This window comes from Ochrobactrum vermis (genome assembly GCF_002975205.1).
GTDB lineage: Bacteria > Pseudomonadota > Alphaproteobacteria > Rhizobiales > Rhizobiaceae > Brucella > Brucella vermis.
Genome location: NZ_PCOC01000002.1, coordinates 164,521 through 181,121, shown reverse-complemented (window position 1 = coordinate 181,121; position 16,601 = coordinate 164,521). Strand labels below are relative to the sequence as shown.

Here is a 16,601-nt window from a genome sequence, read left to right as displayed (position 1 = left end):
CCCCTTCAAAGAAAGGAAACGACTTGGACCGCAACAGTGTCACCTGGACGGGCTATATCCCCGCCATCACCACCCCATTCGACCGCGCTGGACGTCTTGATCTTGAATCCTTCGCGGGTCAGATGGACTGGTTGGTTGCCGAGCGTATGCATGGTGTTATACTCGCAGGCACGAGCGGTGAATGGTTCAGTATGACTATTGCAGAACGTGCGGATCTGTTCGACGCAGGTGCCCGTTATCGCCGACAGGGGCTAGTGGTCATTGGTTCTTGCAATGCTTTCACGGTGGCTGAGGCGATCACTCATGCGCGGGCTGCCGAAAAGGCCGGGCTGGACGGCATTCTGCTGACCCCGCCGCCCTACGTGGTGCCGAACCGGCGCGAGATCGTAAACTTCTATCGCACGGTTTCGGTTGCCACCGACATTCCGCTCACCATCTACAATTGGCCTCGTGGCTGTATAGTGGATATGAATCCGGATCTGTTGGACGAATTGGCAGATATCGATAACGTGGTGGCCATTAAGAATTCTACTGGCGATTTTGCTTCATTCCTTTCAGCCATGTATAAGGTCGAAGGACGGGTACGCTATTTCGGTTTACCAACTTCCGCGTTGGGTGCCGATCTCGCACTGTTAGGGCATGGGGATGGCTTGATGGGATCGGGCGGGGTTCTGGGCACTGACCATCCTGATTTCTGGCGCGCCATCGCCGGGGGAGACCGCGACGGCGCTATTCGGTTGGGTGAGCGGGATCGCGTGATTATGCAAGCCTGGTTCCAGCCCAATTACGGCGCGCAATTCGGCAATCAGCAGGCGATTATGAAGACTGCCCTGCGGCTTCGAGGGGTGCCGGCCGGTTTTGTACGTGATCCGCTGTTGGAGCTGACGGACGCCGAAGTGCAGCGTGTTGCCGATACCCTGCGTTCTCTGGGTATCGAGATCCGGCCGCTTTGATGGGTCCGAACTATGATGCGGTGGTGATCGGGGGTGGTCTTCTGGGTTGTATCACTGCCTGGATGATTGGACGCGACGGTGGGCAAGTTTTGTTGGCGGAGCGTGACCAGATAAACCAGCACGCTTCTGGTCGTAATGCTGGTAGTCTTCATTTCCAACTCGAATACCGCATGATTGAGCGAGGGTTGGAGGCGGCCCGCAAGGCTGCAGAAGCCATGCCTCTACATCTTGAGGCAGCGAGGCTGTGGTCGGACCTGTCCGTTCTGACCGGCGAGGATATTGAGATTGAACAGTCCGGTGGGCTTATGATCGCCGAAGACGCGGCGCAAGTCAGCTTGCTGGAGCAGAAAACCGAGATAGAACGCGCATGGGGTCTGGACATCAACGTGATCGACCGGGCCATGATCGAACGTATTGCGCCTTATCTGTCACCCCGCGTGCTCGCCGCTGCCTGGTGCCCCATTGAGGGGAAGGCTGATGCCCGTACTGCTGCGCCAGCGATGGCCCGTGCCGCTTTGCGTACAGGTGCGGAAATTCGCACGCGCTGTGAGGTCGTGGGCCTTTCTCGTCAAGGTGGTCGGTGGCATGTGGATTTACAAGATCGGACCGGCGGAGCGTCGGACAAGGTGACGGCAGACGCGGTCGTGATAGCAGCTGGGGTCTGGACGACGAAACTTGGTGAGCTGATGGGTGCTTACTTACCAACTATCCCATTGGCGTTGACCATGAACGTTAGCCTTCGCCTGCCCAAACTAATGTCGCATCTGATACAGCACGCTGGCGGACGGTTGTCGCTGAAGCAGGCACGGGACGGCAACATTCTGATTGGTGGCGGTTGGCCTGCACGGTTGCCGTTGGATCTGGATGGTGAGCCAGACTTAGATGCCAAGCCGGAACTTTTGGCCGAAAGTCTCGCCGGCAATGCGGAAATGGCAATTCGTGTGTTGCCCGAACTCACCGGCTTGCCGATGCTGCGCAGTTGGGTGGGCACCACGACCATTACTCCTGATCAGCTCCCGCTGGTTGGACCGGTGCCCGGTCACCCGGGTGCCTTTGTTGCGACTGGCGGCTCCGCCTTCACGCTTGGCCCCAGTTTCGCGCAGGCGTTAACGGGCCTGATTGCCGGACGTGCGCCGGCGCTTGACATGAGTAAATTTGACGTAGCTCGCTATGTGAAAGGCTGAGCGATGATGCCTTGGGAACGCAAGACTAAATCTCGCGGTGAAATGGTCAGATTCACATTCGAGGGCCGTGAGATTATTGCCTATAAGGGTGAAACCCTAGTGACGGCGCTTCTGGCTGCCGGCGTCACGGCTTTTAGTATCTCACGCGAAGGCGACCCGCGATTGCCTCTGTGCAACATGGGAACTTGTTTCGATTGCGCATTGATCGTGGACGGACAACTATTGGTGCGCGGTTGCCTTACGGATGTGGTCGATGGGCATTGCGTCAGTCGCTTCAGGGCCAATTAGGGGAAATAATGGTGGACTTAGCAATTGTCGGAGCTGGCCCGGCCGGCATGGCAGCCGCCCTTGAAGTAGCCGAAGCGGGATTTTCCGTTCTGGTCGTTGACGAACAAGTCAGCGCCGGTGGTCAGATATTTCGCCGCCCCCCGACTGAATGGGGCATCCGTCATGGCGATTACCGTCCCTATCCTTGGGCTCGAGACCTGATTGAGCGTTTTGAGAACCATCCCCGCATCGAAACGCTGTTTCGTGCCACGGCCTTCGGTGTGCTGCGCGACGAGCGGGAAGCGGGCAGCAGACTGCGATTGGCAGTGCATACGAAGAAGGGCGGACGACTGGTCTCGGCACGGCACCTATTGATCGCTACCGGCGCCCATGACATGCCGGTAGCCTTTCCTGGCTGGACTTTGCCCGGCGTTATGACGGCGGGCGCCGTGCAATCGCTGCTAAAAAGTCAGAAGCTGCTCGCTAAGCAAAGGCTGGTACTCGCCGGCTCTCATCCGATTTTATTGATCCTTGCTGCCCAACTGCTGGATGCCCGCGCCGAGATTATCGAGATTGCCTTTGCACGTGGGCTCCCCCGGTTCAGCGAGATGGCCGCTGCGTTGCCAGCTATGCCTGGTCATATGGCGTTGTTCATGGAAGCGGCGCGAGCACTGCGAAAGATCGTGACGCATGGCGTGCGCTTGTCGCACAATACGATCGTGACGAAGGCTGACGGCGGAGAGACGCTGACCAGTGTGCGTTTGGAAAAGGTAAATAGCGATTGGACGCTCAAGGGCGAAGCACGAACGATAGAGACAGACGTGGTGGCGTTGGGCTACGGCTTTCATCCTTCGACTGAACTCGCGCGCCAAGCTGGCTGTGACCTGCACTGGGATTCGGCGGCTGGTGGTTGGCTGGTCCGCCACGACAGTGCATTTCGCACCAGTGTTGAGGGCATATTCGTAGCTGGGGAACCCACCGGAATTGCAGGTGCGGAAAGCGCGTGGGCTGAAGGACGCGTGGCGGGGCTGGCCATTGCGGCATCGATGGGCGTTACTGCAAGCGCAGCACGCCATGGCGAGAGCACCCGGATGCTGACTCGCGCGAGACGCTTTTCACGCGTGGTGCAGACTATGTTCGCACCGAAGCGCACTGCGCTCGCGGCGCTCTCGTATCCCAAAGACACCATTGTTTGTCGTTGCGAACTTGTGCGCAGTGGGGGATTCGAGGCGATGTTGGCCCGCAATCCTTTCATTCAGTCGGCTAGTGCCGCGAAACTGGAATGCCGTAGCGGCATGGGGCCGTGTCAAGGCCGTTATTGCGAAGCAACAGTGGCCGCACGCATTGCCCTCGCAAGAGGGACGTCTATCGAAGCGTCAGGTCGGTTCAGCGCACACCTGCCAGTCAAACCAGTGCCTTTGCAAAGCTATTTCGATCTAGGGGGCGGAGAGATACGCGACTGATCTATCCAACGCTAGCCGGCCGTGACCCGCGATATACTTGGCGGCACTCGAAACGCCTTTTTCTCAAACAGCAATTCGAAGCAACGTCATCATAACCTTGTCCTGTGATAAGACAAGCACCAGGCTCAATGACTTTCTTAACTCGATGTTCGAGCACCGGCAGCAGGCACGTTAATAAGCGCACTTAAATTAGTCGGAGCAGGAATTCATAGCATTGCCTATGAGTTCCTGACCGGTAATCACGATCCAAACGGATAATTGACTTTTGGTCTGTCGCTGAACATTTATTTGCGGATGGAAGAGCGTCTAACTTCCCATCAGCTGATTTTAAAAAGCAGGCTATACTAGGGCGCTGCTCAGTTCAGTTTCGCCGTCCAGCCCTTCCTGGAGCAGGGCGCGTCTTACAGCAGGACGGCTAAAGGTCCTCGCAGTCGCCCGCGTCCATGCCGGATATGCTTCGTACATGTCGATATCGATACGCATGCCCCAACGCCAGAACACGAGAAGAAAAGCGTCGGCCACGCTGTAGCCTTGCGGCACCGCCCAGCTACGTCCATCAGACATGATGCTCTCAATATAGGCATATTGATCGATAAGGTTGGCTCGACCTTTGGCTTGTACGGACGCGAATAGCGCCTCATCAGATACGAAGCGGTGTGGTCTCCACAACTGACCGTATGACATGCTGTGAACCGTTCCAGACAACCAGTTCAACCACTCGATGCAACGGGCTCTGACGTCAAAATCGGTTGGAAGTAGATTGGCATTTGGGTGAGTTTCCGCGAGATAAATCAGGATGGCCGGCGCTTCTGTCAACAGATTTTGAGCGCCGCCGGAGCGGCCAGAAACACCAAGAAGTGACGGAACGCGGCCTTTCGGATTAAGAGCAAGAAAGTCGGGGGTGGAGGTTCCCTCGCTGTCTTTTGTCGATCGCAACTCCAGTTCATAGGCGACGCCTACTTCCTCGAGCGCGATGTGCACTGCCAGTGAACAGGCTCCCGGAGAATAATATAGTCGATACATACTTGAAATCCTTCTTTAAAGTTCATCGAGAATGCAACGGAACCAGAATGAGGAGTCCGTTCGGTTGGCAGTTTTGAGCCTGACAATGATTGAGCGTTTGTCTGCGCAAGCCAGGCTCACTCTTTGGTCGCCTTCAACTTCGCTATTTCGGCCCGCAAGAGGGCATTCTCCTCCCGCAGCGGTTCAATTTCACGTTCGACGGCAGACGTGATCTGAGCCGCAACCGCCGCTCCGATCTCAGCACACGTAAAACGCGGCGTGATGAACTTTGGACAATTCCAATCAAAACCGATCACTTCGATTACAAAGGCCACGTCAGCATGTGGTGCGTCGGAGTGAGAGAGTGTCCGAACGATCTCGGGCGCATCCGCAGATACGACCCTTCGGGCACGCCCGATAAGCTTAAGGCGCTGCCGAGCAGGATAATTCATCGCAAACAGGGCGACACGCCCACTTTCCATGACATTTCCAAGGGAGATGTACTGACGATTGCCTGGGTAGTCAGAAAAGCCAATCCGGTTTTCGCCCAAGGAGTAGATGAATCCGACCGGGCCACCACGATGTTGAACATAGGGCCAGCCGTCTGCCGTCACGCTCGCTAGGTAAATGCTATCACGCGCCTGGAGAAAACTGAGTTCTCGCTCAGTCAGCATATCACGGCTGTCGTCAGACGGGGCCTCACGAAGCGCATAGGTGGTGCGCGAATCAGCCTGTTCTTGGAGAGTGCGCGCCGTCGCGCCGAAGATGTGGTGAAAGTATGAACTCGACATACCGAGACAGTATTTGCTTCAATACTCGATGATAATCCGTTAAATGGACACATCAGAATTCCACTTTCTGGAATAATCGTATGGACCGTTTTACAGAGTTGAGTACGTTCGTTGCGGTTGCAGAACGTGGCGGTTTTGCTGCAGCATCTCGCCACCTGGGCATATCTGCTCCTGCAGTCACCCGGTTAATCGCTGCACTCGAACAGCGTCTCGGCGTTACGGTTCTTCGACGTTCGACTCGCAGTGTTGTTCTCACTGAGGAAGGCGCTGCTCTGCTCGAACGTGCCCGGGAGATACTCGCTCAGTTACAGGAAGCCGAGCGCGTCGCGACGGGCGGTCTATCGGCACCACGCGGCGAATTACATATTACAGCGCCGGTCATCTTCGGCCGTCTCCATGTACTTCCGGTGGTGGAGGAGCTTCTTGCTGCGCATCAAGATTTGTCGGTGCGTTTGATGCTTCTCGATCGCAACATCCGCCTCATTGAAGAGGGTATCGATGTTGCTGTACGTGTCGGTGAACCGCGCGACAGTAGCCTTCGCTCAGTGGCAATCGGCATGGTGCGTCAAGTCTTGGTGGCAAGCCCCCGCTATTGTGCGGAACACGGTCGACCCACAACGCCTAAGGAGCTTGTCGGTCATAACATTATTGCTGGTGACAATATTCGGACGGGGACGAATTGGTGGTTCGGCCCAAAATCCCATGTCACCGTCGTAAAGCCGCGCCTTATCGTAACTTCCATCGATGCGCAGATTGAGGCTGCGGTCGCAAGCCTCGGTATAGCGAACGTTCTCAGTTATCAGGTGGCTAAGAGGCTTGCGACGGGCGAGCTCTGCAGTGTACTGGATGAGTACGCACCTCCACCTTTGCCAATTCATCTGCTGTTTGACACCAGACGTGCACGGCTACCGTCGGTTCGCTTGTTCATCGACTCCATGCGGGTACGTGGAAGAAGTGGTGCATGGTCTTGAGATGTGCGTATTGCTCGTTGGGACGCTTGATCAAGACCGCTGATTTATTCGTCCCAATCTGTTTCTGGTGTTAAACCGATGCTTGCACGGGCATCATTGACCGCAGCCCGTAGGAAGCGGGCATAGCGCGGAAGAGGTGGAAAATTTGCGACAGATCCGTTTGCAGCGCGTCAGCTTTGAGTTAGTAAAGCGATAAAGTAGACTGAAACACGTAAAGGTTGGCCGCCGTGAAGGAGATCTTCGTTGTTACACATACTGAGGCCACCCATCACTTGGAAAATAGGGTTGGAGGTTGGTTCGACAGCCATCTGACGCAGCGCGGTTTGCAGGAGGCTGAGGTCGTTGCCGAACGCTTGGCGACATTGATCGGTCCTGGCGCGGTAGGAATCTATAGCTCTGACCTGCGGAGAGCGTCACAAACTGCCGCTGTAATCGCCAAGCGTTTAGGCCATACGGTGCGCGAGACGCCAGCATTGCGGGAAATCAGCTACGGCGTTGCAGGTGGCAAACCTCAGGAATGGCTTGATGCACGCTATACCCCGGCGCCAGATGACAATCGGCTAGACCATGATTGTGGCATTGCCGACGCCGAGACCAGGCGGGATGTCGCGAAACGCGTATTTCCCTTTATCGATGAAGTCACACGAGGCAACTGCGAAAAACAGATCATCGTGACACACGGTTTCACACTGAGCATGGTGGTTGCGGCATGGATGAAAATCTCGATCGACGCTGCAGGCTTCTTGGCCTTTCCCGCGAAATCCGGAAGCATAACTCATCTTCGCCAGGACGAATTCTTTCGCAATCGAGCCGTCATCTCCATCGGCGACAAGGCACATCTTTGGAACCTGAACTTGCACGAATGATCACGGCTACAAATCGTTTTTTGCATGTTAAGTCTTAGTTGAGTTTGGGCGTCCTTCCCGCGCCCGTCCAGGCTACGCAACCCTGACCAGCTCCACTTGGCCGGGCTCTGCCCCATATGCGCTAACTTAGTTGGGATAGACGGCATGAATCGGTTTGTGATTCATAGAGTGGATGCAAACATCTGTTTCCGTCGATGCCGATTGGCAGGCTTTGATTGCCAAAATTATCCGGGCTGATTGATCTTGATGCGACAGCGCGAGCTTCCGGGGCGCTTTTGCGATGCCGGTCACCCCGCAAGAGGGGGGCAATATTCCACGCCGAAACATAACCGTTGCAGACCGTCAACTGAACCAGTTTTCCCGTTCTGCTTCCTTTACGCTTAATCGCGTGGTTCCTCATTGAACCAGAGCAGGGCAACGATCGTGCCGACAGGCATGAACCACGAGACGAGCTGATACCAGCCACTTCTGTTCGTGTCATGCAGGCGTCGTGCGGTGACGGAAAAAAACGGGATCATTGTAATGACAAGCAAGATCGATACAACAAGGTCCGGAAGATTGAGTCGGACCAGTACGAACAACAGCAGCACATAGAAAAGCATCGCATACCAGAATTCCGTGCGGCTCGCTCTGCCTTTGAAATCGAAGTACCCGGTATAGAATCTCCGCATCGCAGTCAGACAGTCGACAGGAGAAGCCGCCACGCCGAAGCGATTGGGGCCTTGCGGTGGTTGGTTCTTGTTGGAAAATGCAAAAACAAACAGCAGTGAAACCAATATACCGAACGCGAAAATCCAATGCATTAATCTTAAATCTCCGTTCTCGTGAGTATGGTTCGGGATGAGAATGGAACGGCGCTCGAGCCGAATCCAATCCGATCTTGCCCTGGCTACGCTAGACGCGGCAGAAGCGTGTTATAGGGGCGGCATGGTGGCTAGCCCATACACGGCGCCGATGACAAATCCGATATTGAAACTATAGCGCCGCAACCATGGGCCAACAGCAGGGTTGATCGCTAGGGGTTCAGCTTCTGGCGGACGCCCACGCCAGCGATGCCAGAGCGCGACAAGCCCGGCAAGCATCCCCTCGAACAGTAACTGGAAAATAAGTAGCGGTAGTGCCAGGATCACGAGCATCCATAATCCACTGTATAGCAGAACCATCATTCCGCCGATGATCAAACCGGCAAATGCGCCCACGGCGAACCCGGCGGTTGTCACACCCCAGTCTGCTGGTGTCATTTTGCGTCTAACTGTTTTCATGAACTCTCTTTATGCTGCAATGAGGTTGAACTCACCGGGGCGCCACTTCGCCAGAAGGCGATAAACCAGAATATCCCTGCAACAACTGCACCGTGGGCGGCTAAGAGACCAAAGCCGAGAATGATCGAGACGGGGCGCCCGTGCAGTCCATCGAGTGTAATAAGAAGCCCGGCGAGCACTCCGAGTCCCGCGCCACCTAGAAGCACAGCTTTCAAGCTTAGCCAACCAAGATATCGAGCAATGAAGAATGCCGGTATTCCGAGAGTTAATGCGAATGGATAGCTGATGACGGTGATCGCGAAGCCTCGAAAGTCTCCCATGACGAAGATTTGCAGCACGCCCGATGCCAGAGGTGACAAGGCAAATCCCAGAACAATCCTTAGAACACGGATCCCAGCACCTGAAATAGCAACCTCCTCTATTTCTATTTCAAATTAAATACGTGTCTGATTATGAAGTAAACTGCAAAAGAAAACGGTGTAATCTCATATAGTAGTTCTCCCCAATAGGTGACCCACCCAACAGTTATGCCCCCTTGAATTCCCTTCAGAAGAAGCACGTATTCCCCATCAGTATAGTTTCGTCCAGATACTGCTCCTCCGAGATATGAATAGAGAAAAACGCCAATGATTATTAAAACGAGGATGATTACTATATCGATCTTTGTGAATTTCATATACCGCTTCGAGCAAAAAGGGCCTTCTCAAGCCGGCTAATTCATGGGCAGTGCCAGCCTTTGCAATCAAGGCAATTCAAGATAGCGGACCGCGGACATTGAATACGTAACCAATCCACGCGTTCAGTTAAAGAATATTTTGCCAGATTGCATCTATATCGTGAAATCCCTCGCTCCACCCTGCAGCCATCAGCTAGGCCCTACGAAAGCGAACTCAAGCTAATCTCTAGATGGACAAATGACGGTCGCCATATACCGATTTCATTTCAAATCGTAAGAACGTGTGACCGAGCTGATGTTGACCTCAGTTTTTCAGTACCGATAATGCCCGGCGCAAGGGGGGCTAAAACTGAAGGGACCATCATATGACCCCCAAATTTTATCTTTTCGCTGCCATGGGAATTACGGTTGTCGCCCTGTCGGCTTGTAACCAGACAGGTTCACAGAGCACGCAATCGCCGATGGCGACGGAAATGCCACCGCCGTCCAGCACATCGAATGCACCACCGCCGATGCCTTCTGCGTCACAATCACCCGTTCAATAGAGATACTATAGCGGGACGAGGACCTCGGCTTCACGGGGTTTTCGTTCAGCGCTATCCCGCGCGTCGTTAATCCAGATCAGTTTGCAAAATATTGAACGAAACACCGCCGTGCCGATCAACCTCCTCGAGATCCAATGGTAGCCGCTCATCTCGATCGGACGATATCAGTTCGACCTTCTGTGCGTTCATTGCGACAACAACCGCCTGCCTATTGCCCCAGAGTTTGCCACGCCTTGTCATGTCCAAGCCGTCAGAAGGCTCTGCAATACTGAACTCAATCTGTCCGGCATCGACACCGTCACAGATCAGGCTGCCTGGTCCATTTAGAAAAACTATGCTCAAGCTTGCTCCTCCTGTCTTTGGTCGACTATGCTCTTACAGTCGGTTTCATAGTGATTCAATCATCGGGTCTGCAAAGTGAATAGTTGCGCAGCGCAGACTCATTGAATAATCTCCTGCGGCAATACTTATATTGCTTCATCAAAGAGGATCACATGGCAACTGGCACTGTAAAATTTTTCAATCACGATAAAGGTTTCGGCTTCATCACACCGGAAAATGGCGGCACTGATGTTTTTGTGCACGTATCCGCAATTTTGCAGGCTGGCGGATCACTCCAGGATGGTCAGAAAGTGAGTTATGATATCGGTCAGGATCGCAAGACTGGAAAATCAAAGGCCGAGAACGTACGCCCGCTATAAGGCTATCGAGGCCCATCGTGGCAATCTGCGAGCGCTGTTGGTTTTCTGCAGCGCTTACTTTCCCACAGCGCCAATTCATCGATGAGCGAAATATTAGCTGTCAACAGACAGAAATCCCGTGATGCGCGCAACTTGAGTATTTCGCTAACTGCCACCAATTAAGTGGCAGCAAAAACTGACCCGTTTCAGCATTATCGGCCGAGCTTGCAGGTCCGGTCCAGCAGATTGAAGCTGAGAACATCAGCTCGGTAGTTGGCGGCTCTAAAGGCGAGTCTTGCCGGGCTGCGGTGAACTCCGAGGTGTAAACGCTGACGTATAGTCAAGAACTGCTCCGCCCATCTGCGGTTTAACCTGAAGAAGTAAATCGCTTTCGCCTCGTTTAAGGTGGTCGGTGATGGATACCTTCAACGCGCTGGGAGGAGGACGTGGTGTGCAATACATTGATCAGGTGATAATGTTTGCTGCGGGCATATGGATGAGTGTGGTCGGCTTTGGCCACATCAAATTCAGCAGCCATCAGGAATGGTTCAACCATCTTGTTCGGCAATTTAAATGGATGGGTCCACTGTTAGTTCTGATTGCTGTTGTGCTGGTCTTTGCACCGCGACAATAAAGTGGGCGCCCGGCAAGTGTTCGGGCCGGACAGCAGCCTTCGATCTTAATTAGAGACGTTCGGGCTCGCTGTCAGTTGCTTTTGAAGCAGAATCCAATTGGCGATGGCGCCGGCCCTACAGAGTTCCCGCGCCAGCTCGACGAACGAGTTCGTCCACTACAACACGGACCCTCGGCAGCATGGTGCGGGTTGCTGGCCAAACCGCATTGAACGGAGACCGCACACGGCAACGATCCGGTAGCACCACGACCAGCTCACTCCTATCGATGCAAGACTGAACAAGTGACTGCGGCATTTGACACAAGCCAAAGCCTGCTGTTGCCATTGCGATGATAACCTCGCCATCGCTGGCTTGGTAGGTTGCAGGCGGGTCAAAAGACAGGATACGGTTCTCCTCGTCGAGAAAGCGCCAGGAAGTTGGTCGCTCAGGCTGGCTTCCCAAAATACAGGCGTGACGATGCAGGTCATTCTGGTTCACCGGCACCCCGTGCGCTTCTAGATAGCTGGGCGCTGCACAAAGAAGCAGGCGTTGTGTTCCTAGGGGGCGGGCAGCGATGTCGGCGCGGTCCGGCAGCTCGCCGAACCGAAGGCACAGATCCACTCCTTCCTCCACCGGATCGATGATTCGGTCCGAAAAGCTCGCTGCCAGGCGTAGATCGGGGTGTGCCCTGAGGATATCCAGCAGGACCGGCATGGCAACCAGACGGCCAAATGCCGCTGGCATATCCACACGGAGTATACCTCGCACCGTACTTGCCTTCGAGCGGGCAGCGTCCTCCGCCGAACGTAGCTGATCAAGTGCGGCCTCGGCTTGCTCGAGATACGCCGCGCCCTCCGGTGTCAGTGACAGCCGCCGTGTCGTCCTATGCAGCAGCTTGACGCCAAGCCGGCTTTCGAGTTGCGCCACCGATTTGGCGGCGGCTGACTTGGTAATACCAAACCGAGCGGCAGCCGCAGTGAACGACCCGGATCTTACCGCGCTGAGAAAGACTTCGACGCCAGCGAAAGTGTTTGTGATAGCCATCCTACGCGCCTCGATTGACATCCTCAAGTATACGATTTGGCGAATAAAAGCGCAATTGTCGCCATGTTTGCGCGCGGTTATATCTGCTCTCAGTCCAAAGGAGTTGCAGATGTCCCGTTTGTTCGATCCGTTGAAGATTGGCGCCCTCGAGCTGCCCAACCGCATCATCATGGCACCGCTCACCCGCAAGCGCGCTGGCGTCGAGCGCGTTCCGAACGCCATGATGGCGGAATACTATCGGCAACGAGCTGGAGCCGGTTTGATCCTGAGCGAAGCGACCTCCGTGTCTCCTCAAGGCGTCGGCTATTGGGGCACACCCGGCATTTGGAACGGTGCACAGGTGGAGGGGTGGAAACACGTCACCCAAGCGGTCCACGAAGCCGGTGGCCGCATGTTTCTGCAGCTGTGGCACGTTGGCCGCATCTCCGACCCCGAACTCCTCGACGGCGAACTTCCAGTAGCACCCAGTGCTATCCCTGCGGCTGGGCATGTCTCGTCGCTACGGCCGAAGCGGTCACATCCCGTGCCACGTGCGCTGGAAACCCTAGAAATTGCCGGAATCGTCGATGATTTTCGCCGGGGCGCCGAGCGGGCGAAGGTGGCTGGATTCGACGGGGTCGAACTGCATGCGGCCAATGGCTATCTCATCGACCAGTTTTTGCAGGACAAAACCAACAAGCGAACCGATCGATATGGCGGCTCGGTGGAGAACCGCGCCAGGTTCCTCCTCGAAATCGTGGATGCAGTGATCGAGGTGTGGGGTGCTGATCGTGTGGGAGTGCATCTCCGGCCTCGTGGCGAGGAACACGACATGGGCGACAGCAATCCCGGCGCGATCTTCGGTCACGTCGCCGACGAACTAGCGAAGCGGAAGCTCGCGTTCATTTTTGTCCGTGAGATCGAAGCCGAAGACAGTTTGCTCGGCGAGATCAAGCGCCGATTTGGTGGCCCGGTCATTGCCAACGAACTTATGTCCCAGGAAGACGGCGAGCGGTTTATCGAAGCCGGCATTGCCGACGCGCTGGCATTTGGGCGCGACTACATCGCCACTCCCGACCTCGCAGAACGCCTTCTGCAGGGCCTACCCCTGAACATACCGAACAAGGATACGTTCTACGGCGAAGGTCCAGAGGGGTACATTGACTATCCGAGGTTCTCACCGTTGCCTTGTTAAGGCGGTCCGCTTAGCGGACCTTCAGCATGAAAAGTCGGCGGTCTGCTTCCCATCCTGCTTCAGACGCGAGTAGATCAGCTCATAACAACTGCTTCGGGCCATACTCCTGGCGTTCAGAAGCCTCCGTGCCAGAAGCTAGAATCCCACACTTAGCTTTGCATTCAAGCCGTTCTGTTTAGCGCCTGATGCAAACTGGCTGTTGTAGGAGATGCCGAGTGTGGCATCTTCGGTCAGCTTGAAATCAAGCCCCGCTTCGATGAGAGCTGCATCCTCGGCAATCGGAAGACCGTAGACTGTGAAGGCATCGGAGCCGCTGAAGCTCGCGGTGGAAACCGGCGTGATGTCGCCATAGGCGTGTCGCCAGCCAAGGCCGGTTCGTGCTGTTGCCGTGATGCTGCCCAGAGCAAACTCTGTGGATACGCGGAGACCGAGCGTCGAGAAGCTGGTATCCGTCGTGCCGGATTGAACCGAAAGGGCCGCAGCGGTCTGGCCCTTTTCATCAAATCCATTGGTCTTGAGCCGCAAATAGGCAAGCCCCGCATAAGGTTCGAAGAGGGCTTTGCCGTAGTGGATCTTATAACCAAGTTCGCCAAAGACCTGAAAACTTCCCGCATCGTAATCACCGGTCAGATTATCGGCAAAGCCAGGGAAAGCGACAGAACGGTTCATGTCAATATTATGCCATGTATAGGCAAGACCGGACCTGAATGCCAAGGCATGGCCATTGTTGAGCGTCCATTCGGTTCCTGTATAGCCACCGAGCGTATAATTATCACTGCTACCCGATGAGGCACGATCGTTCATATCGAAACTGGAATGGCTGTAGCCAGCCAGCAGCCCGAAGCGCCATGTATCGAGGATGGTGCCATCGATACCGGTGACAAAGCCGCCGACCGACGATTTCACGCTGCCAGCATTGCCGTCGCTATCCTGCCTCGTCCACGCACCATAGGCATAGCCCCAGGTGGTATAGAGATTTTGAGCAGGAGCAATGCTGGCTGGAGCCACGGTATCAATGGCCGAGGCTGACGCCGATACATGCCTTTGCGAACCTGCATAGGAAAGCGCATTGATCGGCGTTGCCGGAGCGCCGCCAAACGCCTGCTGCAAACGGCCAAGGGCTGCATTGCGGATAAACTGGCTGTCGTTGATCAGTACGCCTTTCGCAGAAGCGTAAGCCTCGCCGGAAAGGCTGTCGAAGGCTGCACGCGCCTCATCGGCCGACAGCATCAACAGGCTGTTATAGAGCGGTAGTGATGGGCCCGTCTGCGCCAGACTATCCAGTCCTCCGGCCGTCGCATACTGATTGCGGGTCTGAGCTACTGTCGTGAAGAGGGCAGGGGAGGGCTTTCCGGGTTCAGGGGTTTCCGGGTCAACAGGTGTACCGGGCGTTGGCGTTTCAGGATCGACAGGTACTACCGGATCTTGCTTGATGGCGACATTCAGAAAGACATCGTTTGCCGAATAAATCGTATTCAGATCAAGAAAGGCCGATTTCGAGAGAATAGTATCAAAAGTTCCGCTGACGCCGCCGTCAGCGTGCAAAATGGTATAGTTTTGGACGCTCTTATAACTGGTTTGCGGATCAATAGCCGTCACAGAAACCGTACCGCCAGAAATCGTGGCCATGCCTGTGACACCCACGATATCAGAGCGTCGATTTGAGGGGCCACTTGCCGCAATTTCTACCTCAAGCGTTGAACCGGGCCCGAGTGTCAGATTGCCATCGACAGTCAGGATGCCGATGGAATTGCCCGGCGACAATATACCACCTGACTGAACCGTCGTTTCTCCGACTGAGCCATAACCGCCTAGTGTGGCGCCGGATAGAACGTTGATGGTACCGCCGAGCGCTGCGCTGCTGTTGTTGGCATCGCCGACAATCAGTTTGCCTTCTGCAACTGTGGTGGTGCCACGGAATGCTGAGTTATCACTATTGAGAAGAAGAGTATCAATGCTTCCCTTAACGAGTTCTCCACCCAGCGGATTGTCGAGTTGGCCTGAGAAACTGCCGCCATTTACAGTCAGAGGATCGTTGGACCATGACACCGTGCCACCATTTCCGGGCGCGGCATCCTGCAAGTTGCGAATTGTCCCGCCATGGCCGGAGAAATCAATGGTTGCACCGACAGCAACACGTGTCGCCCCTGCGAAGCCTGTAAGGTTTCCCAGTGACCCGTTACCGTCGACAAGGCGGCCATAGGCAACTGTTATAGTTGCATCTTGGGCAGTCGGAGTGCCGACAACGTCCATGACCACGTCACCTGTTCCGTCACTCGCTCCGATCACCAGATTGCCCTGAAGAGAGAATTCTTGACCCGATCCGCCATTGAGCCAGAGTTCGGTGCCTGTTGCAGTACTGATCGTGCCCGTTGTTCCGGCAGAAACGAGATAGCTGTTGAGGGTGGAGCTCCCGAGAGCAGAGTGTAACCGGCCTCCATTCAGCGTGATCAGGCCCGTACTCAATGCGTCGATGACGCCGTTTGTTGCGTGATTGGCAACGACAGTTCCCTCGGCGATCGTTGTGCCGCCGAAATAGCTGTTCGCTTCATTGAGATAAAGCGTACCCAGGCCCTGCTTTAAAAGCGCGCCAGCTCCTAAAATCGTGGCCCCTGTGGTGAATTTCAATGACGCAGTCGTACCGGAGGTGTTGAGCACCGTATTGGATGCTAGTTCGACAATGACGAGACCAAAATCATAGGCAAAATTGGAATTGGTCACATTTATGGCGGCGTTTCCATTGGCTGCAGAAAAGGTCAACGTGCCGGTTTGAAACATATATCCGCCAGAGGTTTCTCCAAGAAGGTTCAATTCCCCGATGGTGATTTGGCTGTCTAAGATGACGCCATAGGCAATATTTGCTTGGGCATTGAATGTCGCAACGTGTCCGACACCATTCGGAATGGTGCCTTCCTTCCATGAGGCAGCGTTACCCCACTGCCCGGCCCCTCCTAACCACGTCTCCGCTTTGCCAGGAAACTGGCAAACTGAGCGTAGAGGCAAAGACAATGGAAGAGAGCCATAACAGACGCCGCTGATGCTTTGAAAGCTGCGCACGCGAAAAAACGATATCAGAAAACTGCTGCCCCATTTTGCCCCTCAAATCGCT

The 16,601-nt window shown here is 55.1% G+C and carries 17 protein-coding genes; 9 read left to right on the top strand and 8 right to left on the bottom strand.

Features of this window, described 5'->3' with window-relative positions; translation table 11 throughout:
• The first annotated feature begins 23 nt into the window (after window positions 1-23).
• The 4 genes from CQZ93_RS14980 to CQZ93_RS14965 are packed head-to-tail and all read left to right on the top strand — an operon-like array spanning window position 24 to window position 3,867.
• Window positions 24-953: a dihydrodipicolinate synthase family protein gene (locus CQZ93_RS14980; protein ID WP_105543466.1), complete on the top strand. Its 930-nt coding sequence runs from the start codon at window positions 24-26 to the stop codon at window positions 951-953.
• Entirely contained in the window at window positions 953-2,137 is a 1,185-nt protein-coding gene (locus CQZ93_RS14975) for an NAD(P)/FAD-dependent oxidoreductase (RefSeq protein WP_105543465.1), read from the top strand. Before CQZ93_RS14980 ends, CQZ93_RS14975 begins: the two co-directional genes overlap by 1 nt.
• Before the next feature lie 42 nt (window positions 2,138-2,179).
• The gene (locus CQZ93_RS14970) at window positions 2,180-2,425 is read left to right on the top strand and encodes a (2Fe-2S)-binding protein (RefSeq protein WP_210201101.1); all 246 of its coding nucleotides are present in this window, start codon (window positions 2,180-2,182) and stop codon (window positions 2,423-2,425) included.
• Between the two features lie 8 nt (window positions 2,426-2,433).
• Window positions 2,434-3,867, top strand: coding sequence for an FAD-dependent oxidoreductase (locus CQZ93_RS14965; protein WP_105543463.1), 1,434 nt, complete (start codon window positions 2,434-2,436; stop codon window positions 3,865-3,867).
• A gap of 339 nt (window positions 3,868-4,206) precedes the next feature.
• Here the strand turns inward: CQZ93_RS14965 and CQZ93_RS14960 are convergent, their stop codons facing one another.
• Window positions 4,207-4,890, bottom strand: a complete 684-nt coding sequence (locus tag CQZ93_RS14960; protein ID WP_105543462.1) for a glutathione S-transferase family protein — start codon at window positions 4,888-4,890, stop codon at window positions 4,207-4,209.
• 116 nt (window positions 4,891-5,006) lie between these two features.
• Window positions 5,007-5,660, bottom strand: a complete 654-nt coding sequence (locus tag CQZ93_RS14955; protein ID WP_105543461.1) for a pyridoxamine 5'-phosphate oxidase family protein — start codon at window positions 5,658-5,660, stop codon at window positions 5,007-5,009.
• An 80-nt stretch (window positions 5,661-5,740) separates the two neighbouring features.
• Here CQZ93_RS14955 and CQZ93_RS14950 point away from each other — a divergent pair, with 80 nt between their 5' ends.
• Window positions 5,741-6,631 carry a LysR substrate-binding domain-containing protein gene (locus tag CQZ93_RS14950; RefSeq protein ID WP_105543460.1) on the top strand — a complete coding sequence of 297 codons (891 nt, stop codon included), beginning with the start codon at window positions 5,741-5,743 and terminating at the stop codon, window positions 6,629-6,631.
• A gap of 227 nt (window positions 6,632-6,858) precedes the next feature.
• A complete protein-coding gene (locus CQZ93_RS14945; protein WP_105545151.1) occupies window positions 6,859-7,497 on the top strand; it encodes a histidine phosphatase family protein in 639 nt (212 codons plus the stop codon).
• A gap of 380 nt (window positions 7,498-7,877) precedes the next feature.
• Here CQZ93_RS14945 and CQZ93_RS14940 read toward each other — a convergent pair whose 3' ends face one another.
• The 4 genes from CQZ93_RS14940 to CQZ93_RS14920 form a co-directional block, all read right to left on the bottom strand.
• Window positions 7,878-8,300, bottom strand: coding sequence for a DUF805 domain-containing protein (locus tag CQZ93_RS14940; RefSeq protein WP_105543459.1), 423 nt, complete (start codon window positions 8,298-8,300; stop codon window positions 7,878-7,880).
• 111 nt (window positions 8,301-8,411) lie between these two features.
• Window positions 8,412-8,759: a hypothetical protein gene (locus CQZ93_RS14935; RefSeq protein ID WP_146114451.1), complete on the bottom strand. Its 348-nt coding sequence runs from the start codon at window positions 8,757-8,759 to the stop codon at window positions 8,412-8,414.
• Window positions 8,756-9,118, bottom strand: coding sequence for a hypothetical protein (locus CQZ93_RS14930; protein ID WP_286153632.1), 363 nt, complete (start codon window positions 9,116-9,118; stop codon window positions 8,756-8,758). The genes CQZ93_RS14935 and CQZ93_RS14930 overlap by 4 nt, the downstream gene beginning before the upstream one ends.
• Window positions 9,119-10,046: 928 nt before the next feature.
• The gene (locus CQZ93_RS14920) at window positions 10,047-10,322 is read right to left on the bottom strand and encodes a hypothetical protein (protein ID WP_105543455.1); all 276 of its coding nucleotides are present in this window, start codon (window positions 10,320-10,322) and stop codon (window positions 10,047-10,049) included.
• 152 nt (window positions 10,323-10,474) lie between these two features.
• Between CQZ93_RS14920 and CQZ93_RS14915 the strand changes: the two genes are divergently transcribed.
• Entirely contained in the window at window positions 10,475-10,681 is a 207-nt protein-coding gene (locus CQZ93_RS14915; RefSeq protein WP_105543454.1) for a cold-shock protein, read from the top strand.
• 394 nt (window positions 10,682-11,075) lie between these two features.
• Window positions 11,076-11,294 (top strand): hypothetical protein, encoded by a 219-nt coding sequence (locus tag CQZ93_RS14910; protein ID WP_105545150.1) that lies wholly within the window; start codon window positions 11,076-11,078, stop codon window positions 11,292-11,294.
• 115 nt (window positions 11,295-11,409) lie between these two features.
• Here the strand turns inward: CQZ93_RS14910 and CQZ93_RS14905 are convergent, their stop codons facing one another.
• Window positions 11,410-12,318 (bottom strand): LysR family transcriptional regulator, encoded by a 909-nt coding sequence (locus CQZ93_RS14905; protein ID WP_105543453.1) that lies wholly within the window; start codon window positions 12,316-12,318, stop codon window positions 11,410-11,412.
• Window positions 12,319-12,427: 109 nt separating this feature from the next.
• Here CQZ93_RS14905 and CQZ93_RS14900 point away from each other — a divergent pair, with 109 nt between their 5' ends.
• Window positions 12,428-13,492, top strand: a complete 1,065-nt coding sequence (locus CQZ93_RS14900; RefSeq protein ID WP_105543452.1) for an alkene reductase — start codon at window positions 12,428-12,430, stop codon at window positions 13,490-13,492.
• 135 nt (window positions 13,493-13,627) lie between these two features.
• On the opposite strand, the gene CQZ93_RS14895 is transcribed toward CQZ93_RS14900, so the two are convergent.
• A complete protein-coding gene (locus CQZ93_RS14895; protein ID WP_105543451.1) occupies window positions 13,628-16,270 on the bottom strand; it encodes an autotransporter family protein in 2,643 nt (880 codons plus the stop codon).
• Between the last annotated feature and the right edge of the window lie 331 nt (window positions 16,271-16,601).

Coding starts and splice junctions, on each gene's coding strand:
- CQZ93_RS14975 (WP_105543465.1), top strand. CDS start 953: ATGGGTCCGAACTATGATGCGGTGGTGATCGGGGGTGGTCTTCTGGGT.
- CQZ93_RS14970 (WP_210201101.1), top strand. CDS start 2,180: ATGGTCAGATTCACATTCGAGGGCCGTGAGATTATTGCCTATAAGGGT.
- CQZ93_RS14965 (WP_105543463.1), top strand. CDS start 2,434: ATGGTGGACTTAGCAATTGTCGGAGCTGGCCCGGCCGGCATGGCAGCC.
- CQZ93_RS14960 (WP_105543462.1), bottom strand. CDS start 4,890: ATGTATCGACTATATTATTCTCCGGGAGCCTGTTCACTGGCAGTGCAC.
- CQZ93_RS14955 (WP_105543461.1), bottom strand. CDS start 5,660: ATGTCGAGTTCATACTTTCACCACATCTTCGGCGCGACGGCGCGCACT.
- CQZ93_RS14950 (WP_105543460.1), top strand. CDS start 5,741: ATGGACCGTTTTACAGAGTTGAGTACGTTCGTTGCGGTTGCAGAACGT.
- CQZ93_RS14940 (WP_105543459.1), bottom strand. CDS start 8,300: ATGCATTGGATTTTCGCGTTCGGTATATTGGTTTCACTGCTGTTTGTT.
- CQZ93_RS14935 (WP_146114451.1), bottom strand. CDS start 8,759: ATGAAAACAGTTAGACGCAAAATGACACCAGCAGACTGGGGTGTGACA.
- CQZ93_RS14915 (WP_105543454.1), top strand. CDS start 10,475: ATGGCAACTGGCACTGTAAAATTTTTCAATCACGATAAAGGTTTCGGC.
- CQZ93_RS14910 (WP_105545150.1), top strand. CDS start 11,076: ATGGATACCTTCAACGCGCTGGGAGGAGGACGTGGTGTGCAATACATT.
- CQZ93_RS14905 (WP_105543453.1), bottom strand. CDS start 12,318: ATGGCTATCACAAACACTTTCGCTGGCGTCGAAGTCTTTCTCAGCGCG.
- CQZ93_RS14900 (WP_105543452.1), top strand. CDS start 12,428: ATGTCCCGTTTGTTCGATCCGTTGAAGATTGGCGCCCTCGAGCTGCCC.
- CQZ93_RS14895 (WP_105543451.1), bottom strand. CDS start 16,270: ATGTTTCAAACCGGCACGTTGACCTTTTCTGCAGCCAATGGAAACGCC.